This is a genomic window from Aurantimonas marianensis (genome assembly GCF_024195285.1).
GTDB lineage: Bacteria > Pseudomonadota > Alphaproteobacteria > Rhizobiales > Rhizobiaceae > Aurantimonas > Aurantimonas marianensis.
This window is the reverse complement of record NZ_JALHBS010000122.1, coordinates 1-12794: the sequence shown is the minus strand read 5'-3', so window position 1 is coordinate 12794 and position 12794 is coordinate 1. Positions and strand designations below refer to the sequence as shown.

Below are 12794 nucleotides of genomic sequence, written 5' to 3'. Positions count from 1 at the left end.
TCCGTGAAGGCGGCCGCACCGTCGGCGCCGGCATCGTCGCCTCGATCGTCGAGTAAGATACGACTAAGGCGGGCGCGCAACCGCTCGCCATCGTGATACAGCAGACGGGCCCGCGAGGGCCCGTTCACGTTTGAGGGCGGCGACTCGCGACTCGGTGGATCTTCCGTGCGGGATGTCCTTAATTTAACCTCGCGATCGCTGCCCCTCGGCCGGGCGGAAGCGTCTGGCGCGCGCGGCGCCATCTGCGCTAGTAACCAGCCGGACCGTTGCGAGGGGATCGCCAGTTGCGAGTGTGGACCGTCAGCGAAGAGAAGGCCGGCACGCTTACCCAGTGCCTTGGCGTCGCCGGCCATCTGACGTCCGATCCGAAAATCCACACCGTCGGACGGCTGCCCAAATGGCGGCGCGGACTCCTGTCACCCTATCGACGAGTTCGCGAGTCAGAGCCTGACATCGTCATTTCGTGTGGCTGGTTCGCCGAGCGACACGTGGCGCGGATCAAGGAGCGCTTTGACGGTCGGCCGCTCGCGGTGCATCTCCAGCCGCCGGCTCGCGCTTCGCGGGGAACCTACGATCTCGCCTTCGTCTCCCGCCACGACTGGAAGAGCGATCGGCTCGAGGGCACCGAGTACCGCAGCATGATCGGCGTGCCCCATCGCGTCGAACGGGCTCGGCTGGAGGAGCGACGGCAGGCGGCGCGCGGGCGTTGGCTGGGGGCCGGGGATGACAGGCAGATCGTCGTGATGCTCCTGGGCGGGCCCAATGGCGCCTATGACTATGACGCCCCGACAATCGACCGTCTGGTCGCGACGGCCCGGCAACTGGCCGCGGACGACCGCCTGGTCCTTATCTCGACGTCCCGCCGCAGCCGCCCCGAACTGCTGAACGCGCTGCTTCGGATCGATGACGAGCGCGTCGATATATGGGATCGGACGGGTGAGAATCCCTATCACGACTATCTCGCGGCGGCCGACGCATTCGTGATCGGCAAGGACACAGTGACGATGCACTGCGAGGCGCTAACATCCGGTCGTCCGGTCTACAGCGTCGACCTGGCGCCGATCGAGGGGAAGCGGCTGGAGAAATTTGAATGGTTTCACCGGGATCTGCAGGAGACGCTTCGGCTGACCCGGCCTTTCACGGGCGATCTCGCTCCCTATGACTATGCGTTCAATGACCAGGCGAAAGAGATTGCCCAGACGATCCAAGCGCATTACGAGACGGCGTATCGATGACTGTTGAGCGGGTGACCACCGTCGCACGAACGTGCCGGCTCGTTGCGATCCGCGAATCGCACCGCGCGCAGATAGACCGTCTCGGTCTGCTTCATCGCCCTTGGGTGCTGCTCGGCGGAGCCCCCGAGCCGACGATGCCCGAGGCGCTCCAGGCGAGCCATGCCCGGGTCGACATCAACAATTCCGGCCTTGCGGCGAAGCGCCTCGGATGGGGGCCGGCGGCTCTCACCGTGCGCAGGCCGGTTGAGTCCTGGGAGGTCTTTCCCGACCTCGAAACGCGGGCCATGCTGTGGTTCAGTCCCCGGCCAAAATGGCGGCAGCACTGGAAGCTGATGCGCCAGCGCAAGGCGAAGATCGGTACACTGGTCTCGCTTCATCCCGATGACCGCGAGGCGATCAACATGGCGATGATCGGGCCGGAGATGATCAGCATCGGCGAGTTGGGCAAGCCCTCCACGGGAATCGCGACCTTGTGCTACGGGCTATTCCTGGGCGTACCGGAGGTCGTCCTCTCAGGCTTTTCCTTTGCTCGCACCGGCCATTCCTACGACACGCTGGCGCGGCCGCGCTGGCAAATCGCCGAGGACCGCCACGCGCTCCAACAGTTGAGAGGCGACCCGCGCGTGGCGACGAGCGAGCCGGAACTTGCCGCCGATACCGGGCTTCGCCTCTGGGCTCCCTGACGCCGTTGTCGCTCATCCCCAAATCGGGACGGCTCACGCTTTCGCGCCCGCATTTGCGACTTCGATGGCATGCGACATTGGCCTTTGCCGATCCCCGGTGTATGACGCCGTCATTTCCGCAATTCAGCAAGGTGGTCTCGTGACGCAACCGACCGTCCAAGTCTTCATCGGCTACGATTCCAAGGAAGTCATCGCCTATCACGTCCTGGCGCAGAGCATCATCGAGCATGCGTCCGTCCCGGTGATGTTCTCGCCGATCGTGTTGCCCAACCTGGCTGGCATCTTCAAACGCGAACGGAACGCCCTGCAGTCCACCGAGTTCTCGTTCTCTCGCTTTCTCGTGCCCTATCTCAGCAGCTTCGAAGGCTGGAGCCTGTTCATGGACTGCGACATGCTCATGCGCGCCGATATCGCGGAACTCTGGGCGCTGCGCGACGAACGCTACGCCGTCATGTGCGTGAAACACGATTATCAGCCCAAAATCGAGACGAAGTTCCTCGGCCAGACGCAGACCAAATACGAAAAGAAGAACTGGTCGAGCGTCATGCTGTTCAACAATGCCAAATGCGGTGCCTTGACCCCGGATTTCGTCAATACCGCCACGGGCTTGCAGCTTCACCAATTCAAATGGCTCGACGGCGACGAAAATATCGGCGAGCTGCCGGCAGTCTGGAACTGGCTGGTCAACGAATATGACCATCGCGCCGATGCCAAGAACGTCCATTTCACCGACGGCGGGCCGTATTTTAACGAATATAAGAACGACGACTACGCCGAGGAATGGTTCGCCATGCGCGAGCGTACATTGCATGTTCAGCAGCGCGGCGACTGACCGGCCCTGGCGGGGGAGCGGCGGAGAGTGAGTGCGATGGCGGATCGGCCGGCGAACCTGCCGGAGACGCGTGACGGCTGGGCCGCCTTCTTCGGCGGCTTCGAGCGGGTGGTGCTCGTCGCCAATAGCGACGCCGTCGACATCGTGTCGCTGTCGTCGCGCCACGGCGAGGGGACACTCTTCGTTTTCTTCAACAAGGTCTTCAAGGTCCTCGACGCGCCCTTTGCCCGGCCGTCGCTGCTGGTCGCTCGCAGCAGTCAGGCGGGCGCAAACATCGTCTATCGACGGGAAGTCGATGACGTCCTTCGCGTCCTTCGCGGCGACCACTTCGAAGGCATCGCAAATCTGAGGGCCGGCGGCGCGGAGACCTTCAGCCCGGCCGAGGCGTTCGGGGGCGCGCGTGTCGGGTTTCTCGATCTCGCGCCGATCTTCGCCGATTTCTATCCCGACACGCATCTTCCGACGAGCGGTTTCGCGCTCGCTTTCTGGCTGGCGGAAGCCTGTCCGACATTGACGATCGTATTGGCCGGCTTCACCGCCCAACGCTCGGCTCGCTGGAAGCTGTTCCACGATCACGAATGGACGTTCGAGCAGATCGTGAACCGGCTGCTTGTTCGCAGCGGACGGCTGGAGATGGACGGCGGCAGCCGTGGCGGCCAATGGGACCGCATCGCGGCGCGCCTGCCCGGCGTCACTCCGTCCGACGTCGCAGTCGCGTCGGCCGAGGTGTTGTCGGAGCGGCTGGAAGGCACCAACATGACGATCGACCGGCTCATGTCCTTGACCAGGCTTCAGAGCAGAATTGACAGCTTGCTGCGGGGGCTGAAGCCGAAGACCCGCAAGCAGAAGCTCGCGGAGAAGACCTCGAGCGAGGCGCAAAGCCGAACTTGAGCCGCAACACCGCGTGCGTTGCTCAGGCCGCCGGGACACCCTCAAGCAGCGGAATGCCAGTTGTGCGGCTGAGTTCCGGCTCGGTTGTCACGACCTCCGAATAGCGCGCCGCGACGACGGCGAGCGCGGCGCGGTCTTCTTCTAGGTGGCGCCGGATCCGCGCCGACGGGTCATAGGCGTAGCCGTCGCTCTGAAGCGAGATGCCGGCGACGATGATCTGCGGGATTCCGACGGCAATGGCATAGGCGATGAGTGCGATCCCGTTGGAGGGACGGATTTCCGAGCCGGTGACGCCGAAAAGGCTGCCGAGTGTACCGATGATGAAGGCGTCCCGTTCGCGATGGGTAAGGGCGCATTCATTCCCCCCCAGAGCCGGCAGATCGCGCCGAATCCGCGTCAGCAAGCTGTGGCGTTTGCGAAGCCGCAAGACGGCGTCGAGGTCGAGGCCGTCGATCTGCTGCTTCGTCGTCTTGGCCAGGAGAAAGGTCAGGTCTCCCGCCGGCAGGCCGTACTGGCGGGCGGCGTGACCGGCATATTTGACGTGAACATGGGCTGTCCCTGGCGGGAAGGGTTGCGGGACATGCGGATCCGGCGCGGAGCCGAGAACGAACCAGGGGCGGTCGAGCAGGCCGCGCGCTCTGAGCCATGCCGCATGGCGTGCCGCCAGGACTGGAAAATCCGCGGCGATCGCCTGTTCCTCGCTCGGATTGAAGGGCCGCCGCGTCGTCACTGTCATGGCTGCTCCTCTCTGACTTATCGCCACATCGCGAATGCGGGACGGATGCCGCTGTGGACGACCGTCACTGGCTGCCGGCCATCATCGCGCGAACACGGTCGAGATCGGCGGGTGTATCCACGGGAATGCCTTCGTCGTTCGGCACCTGCACCATCATGACGCTGTAGCCCTGTTCGATAAATCGCAGCATCTCGACCCCCTCGGCCCGTTCCAGGGGACCGGGCCGCAAGGAGGCGAAACGCTGCAGCCCCTCGCGCCGGAAGGCATAAAGGCCAAGTTGGCGCAGATGACGAACGGCGCCACCCTTCGGGTAGGGAATCGGCAGACGCGAGTAGGCCATCGCGAGACCGGCGGTGGTGGTGACGACCTTGACCACATTGGTATCGATCGCGTCAGAAGGCGAGGAAATTTCGTTGTATCCGTTCGAGGCCTGGACATTGGGGTCGTCGCAGGTGGCGATGCCGCGGGCAACCCGCGCAATGGCCTCGGGGTCGATCATCGGTTCGTCGCCCTGGACGTTGACGATGATGTCGGCCTCGAGTCGCCCGGCGCATTCGGCCACGCGATCGGTCCCCGAGGCGTGGTTCTCGCGAGTCATCATCACCGGCAGGTCGAGCACTTCGCAGACCTTGCGAATGCGGTCGTCGTCGGTCGCGATGGTGGCGGCGTCGATGCCTTCGGCCTCGATCGTGCGCTGATAGACGTGCCAGAGCATCGGCTTGCCGTTGATGTCCGCGATCGGCTTGCCCGGAAAGCGGGACGCGCCGAAGCGGCAGGGAATTACGGCGACGATACGCGGTGCCATGGGAAGGCTCCTCAGCTGAGCAGGAATGTCTCGAGATCGGCCGGCGCGGCGGCCGCGAAGATGCAGTCGGGAGGCCTGGCGCCATAGCCCCAGTCGACATGCACGTAATCGATACGCGCCCGGCGCGCGGCTTCGGCGTCGGAATCCATGTCGCCGACGAAGACCGTGTCGGACGGATCGACATTGCAGCGGGCCATGGCGAACAGGAGATGGTCGGGCGCCGGCTTGCCGCGCAGCCCGTCACGCGGAGTTATGACGACCGAGAAGCGGACCGGCAGCCGATCGAGGACCAGTTCGGTGCGCGCCGAATCCTTCGACGTCACGATGCCGAGTCGGCGACCGCTCTCGACAAGCGTCCAAAGCATTGCGTCTACCCCGTGGAAAAACGGCGTCTCGTGAAGCGACTGGCTGGAGGCGCGGCGGAATACCCGTTCGACGGCGCTTGCTGCATGGGCGAGACCGAGCCGCGCCATGATATCGGGGAACGGGCGTCCGATCTCGGCGAAATAGGCCTCGAATGGGACGGAGACGCCGAGTTCCTCGCGCACGCTGTTCCAGGCGATCTCCATGTTGCGGCGCGAATCAAGAAGCACGCCGTCGAGATCGAACAGGATAAGGGCTTTTTGCCATACCGCCGATGTCATGGGTCCTGGTCGGTTCCGCTCTGGTTGTTCCTCGGCCGACTACGCCACCGCAACCGCCGTCGTTACTCGGCGGCGGATGTACCGGTAGGTCGTCAGGGTGTCCAATGGAAACTGAGACGCCGCACCTGCATTGCGGTGGTAGGGCCGCCCCCATCAATTGAAGGGTCTCGCGAGGCTCGCATGGCGGTCAACGGCCGCGAGCAGCCGCTCATCGGTGGTCGCGGCGAAAAAATGGAGTTGCAGTTCGCGCCGTGAGCCGATATCTCGGCTTCACCGAAGGGGTATAGCTCAGTTGGTAGAGCGGCGGTCTCCAAAACCGCAGGCCGTGGGTTCGAGTCCCTCTGCCCCTGCCATTCGTCGCAAACGAGATTCTGTGTGGCCGGCCCTTGTGAATCGTGACGAGGGCGGGTACAGGGGCGGTGATCGACATGTGGCGCGTGAGGCTGGTGGCCAGCCTTCACGCGCATTAGCTGTGAGCGGTGTATGGCCAAGACCAATCCTTTCACATTTCTCCAGCAGGTCCGGTCGGAGACCGCGAAGGTCACCTGGCCGACCCGCCGTGAGACGATCATATCGACGATCATGGTGTTCGTGATGGTCGCTTTCGCCGCGGCGTTCTTTTTCGTTGCGGATCAGGTGCTCGGCTATGTGGTCGGCCTGATCATGAATGCCGGCGTCTGACGCCGACGTCGCAGGAGACATCGTAAATTTCATGACCGCCCGCTGGTACATCGTCCACGCCTATTCCAATTTCGAGAAGAAGGTGGCCGAATCGATTGAGGAGCAGGCCCGCCAGAAGGGGCTCTCCGACAAGTTCGAAAAGATCCTCGTGCCCACCGAGAAGGTGGTCGAGGTGCGTCGTGGGCGTAAGGTCGATGCCGAGCGGAAGTTCTTCCCCGGTTATGTCTTGGTCAAGGCCGAGCTGACTGATCAGGTCTTCTCGATGATCAAGAACACGCCGAAGGTCACGGGCTTTCTCGGGCCGGATAACCGGCCGGTCCCGATTTCCGAAAAGGAAGCCGAGCAGATCCTGATGCAGGTGCAGGACGGAGTGGATCGGCCGAAGCCGACGATCTCGTTCGATATCGGCGAGCAGGTCAGGGTCTCGGATGGCCCCTTCGCCTCGTTCAACGGCGTCGTGCAGGAAGTCGATCAGGAGCGGGCGAGGCTCAAGGTCGAGGTCTCGATCTTCGGTCGCGCAACGCCCGTCGATCTCGAATTCGGTCAGGTCGAAAAGGTCTGATCAGAACGGGCTTTTCGCCCGAAATCCTCGTGCGGGAGGCATTCCGGCTCTAGCCGGTCGGAGATGCCGCACCGCGCGAACTGCAGGTAGCCGTAGGCTTGGTCACTGATCGACCCGTCATTCGGCCCGAACAATGAAGGCAGGAACTAATGGCTAAGAAGATTCAGGGCCAGCTGAAGCTGCAGGTCCCGGCCGGATCGGCGACCCCGTCGCCCCCGATCGGTCCCGCGCTCGGTCAGCGTGGCATCAACATCATGGAATTCTGCAAGTCGTTCAACGCGCAGACCCAGGACCAGGAGAAGGGCTCCCCGATCCCGGTGGTGATCACCTATTACCAGGACAAATCCTTCACCTTCGCGATGAAGACCTCGCCGGTCAGCTACTTTCTCAAGAAGGCGGCGAATCTGAAGAGCGGCTCCAAGGAGCCGGGCAGGAGCGTCGCCGGTTCGGTGACGCGCGAGCAGGTGCGCGATATCGCCGAGAAGAAGTTCAAGGATCTGAACGCGAACGACGTGGAAGCGGCCATGGCTATGGTTGAGGGTTCCGCCCGTTCCATGGGCCTCGAAGTGGTGGGTTGAGACGATGGCAAAAGCTGGAAAGCGCATCCGTAACGCCCGCGACGGCATCGAACGCACCAAGCTCTACGGTCTCGACGAGGCGGTCGAGTTGTTGAAGGGTCGTGCGAGCGCAAAATTCGACGAGACGATCGAAGTCGCGATGAATCTCGGCGTCGATCCGCGGCATGCGGACCAGATGGTTCGCGGTGTCGTCAATCTTCCGAATGGCACCGGACGCACCGTCCGCGTCGCGGTATTCGCGCGGGGCGACAAGGCCGAAGAGGCGAAAGCCGCCGGCGCCGACATCGTCGGGGCGGAAGACCTCGTCGAGCAGGTCCAGGGTGGCGCAATCGATTTCGATCGTGCCATTGCAACGCCGGACATGATGGCTCTCGTCGGTCGACTCGGCAAGGTGTTGGGGCCGCGCGGCCTGATGCCGAACCCGCGGGTCGGAACCGTGACGCCTGACGTCGCCGCCGCCGTGAAGGCATCCAAGGGCGGTGCCGTGGAATTCCGCGTCGAAAAGGCCGGCATCGTTCATGCCGGTGTCGGCAAGGTGAGCTTCGAAGGCAAGGCGATCGCGGAGAACATCCGTGCGTTCGCCGATGCTGTGCAGAAGGCCAAGCCGTCGGGCGCCAAGGGCAATTACGTTCAGCGCGTCGCGATCACGTCGACGATGGGCCCCGGCGTCAAGATCGATCCATCGTCCCTGAATGCGGCTTAGGTCCGACCCTTAACACCGGTGATCGCCGCACCTATATGCGCCGATCACCGTCACCAAGGTTCCGGGGTTCGCCCCGGCGCGTGGGAGCCTTTCGGGGCTTCCTGAATGCCTGTCCGAGATTGTGGGCGACCTGTTGCTTCGGCATCGGTCATAATCGTCAGAAAGCCCGCATGAGACGGGGAAGTTCCGAATTCTCCGGGATCAGCCCGGGTTCTTGGTTCGAACCTCTGAATGCCTTGCGTCGCCCTTGGGTTCCATGGAACCCGATCGAGGGATCGGCCGGGGGGACAGGATCTCCGAGCGTCGTCCGGATGATCCGGGCGGCAAAAGGCAACCGGCCGCGGCCTCTTCGGAGGTCGAGGCTAATTGGAGAGAGGCAGTGGACAGAGCGGAAAAACGCGAATTCGTCACGACGCTGAACGAGACCTTCAAGGACTCGGGAACGGTCGTCGTGGCCCACTATGCCGGTCTTACGGTCGCGCAGATGAACGACTATCGTTCGAAAATGCGCGACGCGGGGGGCACCGTCAAAGTCGCGAAGAACCGCCTCGCCAAGATCGCTCTTCAAGGCACGGACGCCGAAGGGATCTCGACGCTGTTCGAGGGCCAGACCCTGATCGCCTATTCGGGCGACCCGGTCGCGGCGGCAAAGGTCACCAACGATTTCGCCAAGGGGAACGACAAGCTCGTCATCCTGGGCGGGGCGATGGGCAAGACCACACTCGATGCGAATGGTGTGAAGGCCTTGGCCTCCATGCCGTCGCTGGACGAACTCCGGGCCAAGCTGGTCGGCATGATCAATACGCCGGCCACTCGGATCGCCGGGGTTCTACAGGCACCCGCGGGACAACTCGCGCGTGTTTTCGGGGCCTATGCCAAGAAGGACGAGGCGGCGTGAGGACGGTTCCTCGCTGCTCAAACCAAAGTTCGAATCTGAAGGAATGCAAACATGGCTGATCTCGCCAAGATCGTTGAAGACCTGTCGAGCCTGACCGTCCTCGAGGCGGCGGAACTCTCGAAGATGCTGGAAGAAAAATGGGGCGTCTCCGCCGCGGCTCCGGTTGCGGTTGCCGCTGCTGGTGGCGGTGCTCCGGCCGAAGCTGCCGAGGAGCAGACCGAGTTCAACGTGATCCTCGCCGCCGCCGGCGCGCAGAAGATCAACGTGATCAAGGAAGTCCGCGCGATCACGGGCCTCGGCCTGAAAGAAGCCAAGGACCTCGTCGACAACGCGCCGAAGCCGGTAAAGGAAGGCGTCGACAAGGCCGAGGCCGACAAGCTCAAGGACCAGCTCGAAAAGGCTGGCGCCACGGTCGAAGTCAAGTAATCGCGGGCCATCCCGCGCTTGAGTAGCAATATCCGGCGGGCGGGACGGCATTTTGCCGTTCCGCCTTCCGTGCTCGCGTCATGGCGAGCCGGGCGGACGGCGGTCCGACCCGAAACGGGCAGGGACGGGAGTGACGTGACGCGCGCGTGTTCAGACGGTTCATAGAACCGTTTGGAGACGCGGGCCTTTCGCCCGGCAGGTCTGTCAGCCGCACCGGCCCTTTGGCCCACGGCACCTCTCGACGGGGAGGGAAGAGAATTCAAGCCCTTTGGTCAAGGGCATTGTCACGAGAAGGAGCGACGATGTCTCAAACGACGACGTTTAGCGGTCGCAGGCGGGTACGCAAATTCTTCGGGTCGATCCCCGAAGTCGCCGAGATGCCAAACCTGATCGAGGTCCAGAAGGCCTCCTATGATCAGTTTCTGATGGTCGACGAGCCGCAAGGCGGCCGTCTCGACGAGGGTCTGCAGGCCGTCTTCAAATCGGTTTTCCCGATTTCGGACTTCTCGGGCCAGGCGATGCTGGAATTCGTCAAATACGAGTTCGAGGCGCCGAAATTCGACGTCGAGGAGTGCCGTCAGCGCGACCTGACCTACGCCGCGCCGCTCAAGGTGACGTTGCGCCTGATCGTCTTCGATATCGATGAGGATACCGGCTCCAAATCGGTCAAGGACATCAAGGAGCAGGACGTCTACATGGGCGACATGCCGCTGATGACGTCCAACGGCACCTTCGTCGTGAACGGCACCGAGCGCGTCATCGTCTCGCAGATGCACCGTTCGCCGGGTGTCTTCTTCGATCACGACAAGGGCAAGAGCCATTCCTCCGGCAAGCTGCTGTTCGCCGCCCGTGTCATTCCTTATCGTGGCTCGTGGCTCGATATCGAATTCGACGCCAAGGACGTCGTGCATGCCCGCATCGACCGCCGCCGCAAGATTCCGGTGACGAGCCTGCTCATGGCGCTCGGCATGGATGGCGAGGAGATCCTGTCGACCTTCTACGACACGGTGAAGTTCGAACGGGATAAAAAAGGCTGGCGCGTGCCGTTCTCGGTGGAGCGCGTGCGCGGCCAGGGCGCCGTCGTCGACCTCATCGATGCCGACAGCGGCGAGGTTCTGGTCGAGGCCGGCAAGAAGGTGACGGCGCGTCAGGCCCGCCAGATGCAGGAAAAGGGCGTCAAGGCGCTGCGCGCGAGCGAGGATGATCTCGCTGGCTCCTACATCGCCGAGGATATCGTCAATCCCGAGACGGGCGAGGTTTATCTAGAGGCGGGCGACGAACTCGAGATCACCGTCGATGCCAAGACCGGTGAGCGCAAGGGCAATCTGATCGACCTGATCGCCGCGGGTTACGACGAGATCACGGTTCTCGACATCGATCACGTCAATGTCGGCGGCTACATCCGCAACACGCTGGCGGTCGACAAGAACGAAAACCGTCAGGACGCGCTGTTCGATATCTACCGGGTGATGCGTCCCGGCGAGCCGCCGACGATCGAGACCGCGGAAGCGATGTTCAATTCGCTGTTCTTCGATGGCGAGCGCTACGATTTGTCGGCCGTCGGCCGCGTCAAGATGAACATGCGTCTGGACGTCGACGCCGAGGATACCGTGCGCGTGCTGCGCAAGGAGGACATCCTCGCGGTGGTCAAGACGCTCGTCGACCTTCGGGACGGCAAGGGTGAAATCGACGACATCGACAATCTCGGCAACCGCCGGGTGCGTTCGGTCGGCGAGCTGATGGAAAACCAGTACCGCGTCGGTTTGCTCCGCATGGAGCGCGCGATCAAGGAGCGCATGAGCTCCGTCGAGATCGACACGGTGATGCCGCAGGATCTGATCAACGCCAAGCCGGCCGCGGCCGCCGTGCGCGAGTTCTTCGGTTCCTCGCAGCTGTCGCAGTTCATGGATCAGACCAACCCGCTGTCGGAGATCACCCACAAGCGGCGTCTGTCGGCGCTCGGGCCCGGCGGCCTGACGCGCGAGCGGGCCGGCTTCGAGGTGCGCGACGTGCATCCGACGCACTACGGCCGTATCTGTCCGATCGAAACACCGGAAGGTCCCAATATCGGTCTGATCAATTCGCTCGCCACCTTTGCGCGAGTGAACAAATACGGCTTCATCGAGAGCCCGTATCGCAAGGTTGTCGACGGCGTCGTCACCCATGATGTCGTTTATCTTTCGGCGATGGAGGAATCCAAGCACCACGTCGCCCAGGCGAATGCGATCCTCACGGACGACAGCCGGTTCCAGAACGAGTTCGTGGTCTGCCGCCATTCCGGCGACGTCTTCATGACGCCACGCGACAATGTCGACCTGATGGACGTGTCGCCGAAACAGCTTGTTTCGGTCGCCGCGGCGCTGATCCCGTTCCTGGAAAACGATGACGCCAACCGTGCTTTGATGGGCTCGAACATGCAGCGCCAGGCGGTGCCGCTGGTTCGTGCCGAGGCGCCGTTCGTCGGCACCGGCATGGAATCGATCGTCGCGCGCGATTCGGGTGCCGCCATCGGTGCGCGCCGGACCGGCGTGGTCGACCAGGTCGACGCCACGCGTATCGTCATCCGCGCGACGGAGGATCTTCAGGCTGGCAAGTCCGGTGTCGATATCTACCGTCTGATGAAGTTCCAGCGTTCGAACCAGAACACCTGCATCAACCAGCGCCCGCTGGTGGCGGTCGGTGACCGGGTCGAAAAGGGCGACATTATCGCCGACGGTCCTTCGACCGATCTTGGCGATCTCGCGCTCGGGCGGAACGTGCTCGTCGCGTTCATGCCGTGGAACGGCTACAACTACGAGGATTCGATCCTCCTGTCGGAGCGCATCGTCGCCGACGACGTCTTCACCTCGATTCACATCGAGGAGTTCGAGGTCATGGCGCGAGACACCAAGCTTGGACCGGAAGAGATCACGCGCGACATTCCGAACGTGTCGGAAGAAGCGCTGAAGAATCTCGACGAGGCCGGTATCGTCTATATCGGTGCCGAGGTGCAGCCGGGTGACATTCTGGTCGGCAAGATCACGCCGAAGGGCGAGAGCCCGATGACGCCGGAGGAGAAGCTCCTGCGCGCCATCTTCGGCGAAAAGGCGTCCGACGTCCGTGACACCTCGAACCGTATGC

14 protein-coding genes and 1 tRNA gene are annotated in these 12794 nt (G+C 63.2%); 12 read left to right on the top strand and 3 right to left on the bottom strand.

Going from position 1 to position 12794, the window contains the following annotated elements:
* The first annotated feature begins 290 nt into the window (after positions 1-290).
* The 4 genes from MJ956_RS18330 to MJ956_RS18315 all read left to right on the top strand — a co-directional run bounded on the left by MJ956_RS18330 (position 291) and on the right by MJ956_RS18315 (position 3641).
* On the top strand, positions 291-1235 hold the full coding sequence (locus MJ956_RS18330) for an ELM1/GtrOC1 family putative glycosyltransferase (protein ID WP_253965865.1): 945 nt from the start codon (positions 291-293) through the stop codon (positions 1233-1235).
* Complete coding sequence (locus tag MJ956_RS18325) at positions 1232-1918, top strand: hypothetical protein (RefSeq protein WP_253965864.1); 687 nt, start codon at positions 1232-1234, stop codon at positions 1916-1918. Before MJ956_RS18330 ends, MJ956_RS18325 begins: the two co-directional genes overlap by 4 nt.
* A 139-nt stretch (positions 1919-2057) precedes the next feature.
* Entirely contained in the window at positions 2058-2750 is a 693-nt protein-coding gene (locus tag MJ956_RS18320; RefSeq protein WP_253965863.1) for a glycosyltransferase, read from the top strand.
* Between the two features lie 36 nt (positions 2751-2786).
* Entirely contained in the window at positions 2787-3641 is an 855-nt protein-coding gene (locus MJ956_RS18315; protein ID WP_253965862.1) for a 3-deoxy-manno-octulosonate cytidylyltransferase, read from the top strand.
* A 22-nt stretch (positions 3642-3663) separates the two neighbouring features.
* Here the strand turns inward: MJ956_RS18315 and MJ956_RS18310 are convergent, their stop codons facing one another.
* The 3 genes from MJ956_RS18310 to MJ956_RS18300 form a co-directional block, all read right to left on the bottom strand.
* Positions 3664-4377, bottom strand: a complete 714-nt coding sequence (locus MJ956_RS18310; protein WP_253965861.1) for a hypothetical protein — start codon at positions 4375-4377, stop codon at positions 3664-3666.
* Between the two features lie 64 nt (positions 4378-4441).
* Entirely contained in the window at positions 4442-5182 is a 741-nt protein-coding gene (gene kdsB, locus MJ956_RS18305) for a 3-deoxy-manno-octulosonate cytidylyltransferase (protein WP_253965860.1), read from the bottom strand.
* An 11-nt stretch (positions 5183-5193) separates the two neighbouring features.
* Entirely contained in the window at positions 5194-5826 is a 633-nt protein-coding gene (locus MJ956_RS18300) for an HAD family hydrolase (protein WP_253965859.1), read from the bottom strand.
* A gap of 277 nt (positions 5827-6103) precedes the next feature.
* Between MJ956_RS18300 and MJ956_RS18295 the strand changes: the two genes are divergently transcribed.
* From MJ956_RS18295 to rpoB, 8 genes are all read left to right on the top strand, one after another.
* Positions 6104-6179, top strand: a tRNA-Trp gene (locus MJ956_RS18295).
* Between the two features lie 130 nt (positions 6180-6309).
* Positions 6310-6507 carry a preprotein translocase subunit SecE gene (secE, locus tag MJ956_RS18290; RefSeq protein WP_206453983.1) on the top strand — a complete coding sequence of 66 codons (198 nt, stop codon included), beginning with the start codon at positions 6310-6312 and terminating at the stop codon, positions 6505-6507.
* A gap of 31 nt (positions 6508-6538) precedes the next feature.
* A complete protein-coding gene (nusG, locus tag MJ956_RS18285) occupies positions 6539-7069 on the top strand; it encodes a transcription termination/antitermination protein NusG (RefSeq protein WP_253965858.1) in 531 nt (176 codons plus the stop codon).
* A 149-nt stretch (positions 7070-7218) separates the two neighbouring features.
* Entirely contained in the window at positions 7219-7647 is a 429-nt protein-coding gene (rplK, locus tag MJ956_RS18280; protein ID WP_253965857.1) for a 50S ribosomal protein L11, read from the top strand.
* A 4-nt stretch (positions 7648-7651) separates the two neighbouring features.
* On the top strand, positions 7652-8350 hold the full coding sequence (rplA, locus tag MJ956_RS18275) for a 50S ribosomal protein L1 (RefSeq protein ID WP_253965856.1): 699 nt from the start codon (positions 7652-7654) through the stop codon (positions 8348-8350).
* A 379-nt stretch (positions 8351-8729) separates the two neighbouring features.
* Positions 8730-9248 carry a 50S ribosomal protein L10 gene (rplJ, locus tag MJ956_RS18270; protein ID WP_253965855.1) on the top strand — a complete coding sequence of 173 codons (519 nt, stop codon included), beginning with the start codon at positions 8730-8732 and terminating at the stop codon, positions 9246-9248.
* 51 nt (positions 9249-9299) lie between these two features.
* A complete protein-coding gene (gene rplL / locus MJ956_RS18265) occupies positions 9300-9674 on the top strand; it encodes a 50S ribosomal protein L7/L12 (RefSeq protein ID WP_253965854.1) in 375 nt (124 codons plus the stop codon).
* A gap of 302 nt (positions 9675-9976) precedes the next feature.
* The coding region (gene rpoB / locus MJ956_RS18260; protein ID WP_253965853.1) for a DNA-directed RNA polymerase subunit beta at positions 9977-12794 on the top strand (2818 nt) is incomplete at its 3' end.

Bases quoted from the DNA above. Each gene is read 5' to 3' on its own strand.
- MJ956_RS18310 (WP_253965861.1), bottom strand. From the start codon at position 4,377: ATGACAGTGACGACGCGGCGGCCCTTCAATCCGAGCGAGGAACAGGCG.
- rplL (WP_253965854.1), top strand. From the start codon at position 9,300: ATGGCTGATCTCGCCAAGATCGTTGAAGACCTGTCGAGCCTGACCGTC.
- kdsB (WP_253965860.1), bottom strand. From the start codon at position 5,182: ATGGCACCGCGTATCGTCGCCGTAATTCCCTGCCGCTTCGGCGCGTCC.
- secE (WP_206453983.1), top strand. From the start codon at position 6,310: ATGGCCAAGACCAATCCTTTCACATTTCTCCAGCAGGTCCGGTCGGAG.
- rplA (WP_253965856.1), top strand. From the start codon at position 7,652: ATGGCAAAAGCTGGAAAGCGCATCCGTAACGCCCGCGACGGCATCGAA.
- MJ956_RS18325 (WP_253965864.1), top strand. From the start codon at position 1,232: ATGACTGTTGAGCGGGTGACCACCGTCGCACGAACGTGCCGGCTCGTT.
- nusG (WP_253965858.1), top strand. From the start codon at position 6,539: ATGACCGCCCGCTGGTACATCGTCCACGCCTATTCCAATTTCGAGAAG.
- rplK (WP_253965857.1), top strand. From the start codon at position 7,219: ATGGCTAAGAAGATTCAGGGCCAGCTGAAGCTGCAGGTCCCGGCCGGA.
- MJ956_RS18300 (WP_253965859.1), bottom strand. From the start codon at position 5,826: ATGACATCGGCGGTATGGCAAAAAGCCCTTATCCTGTTCGATCTCGAC.
- MJ956_RS18315 (WP_253965862.1), top strand. From the start codon at position 2,787: ATGGCGGATCGGCCGGCGAACCTGCCGGAGACGCGTGACGGCTGGGCC.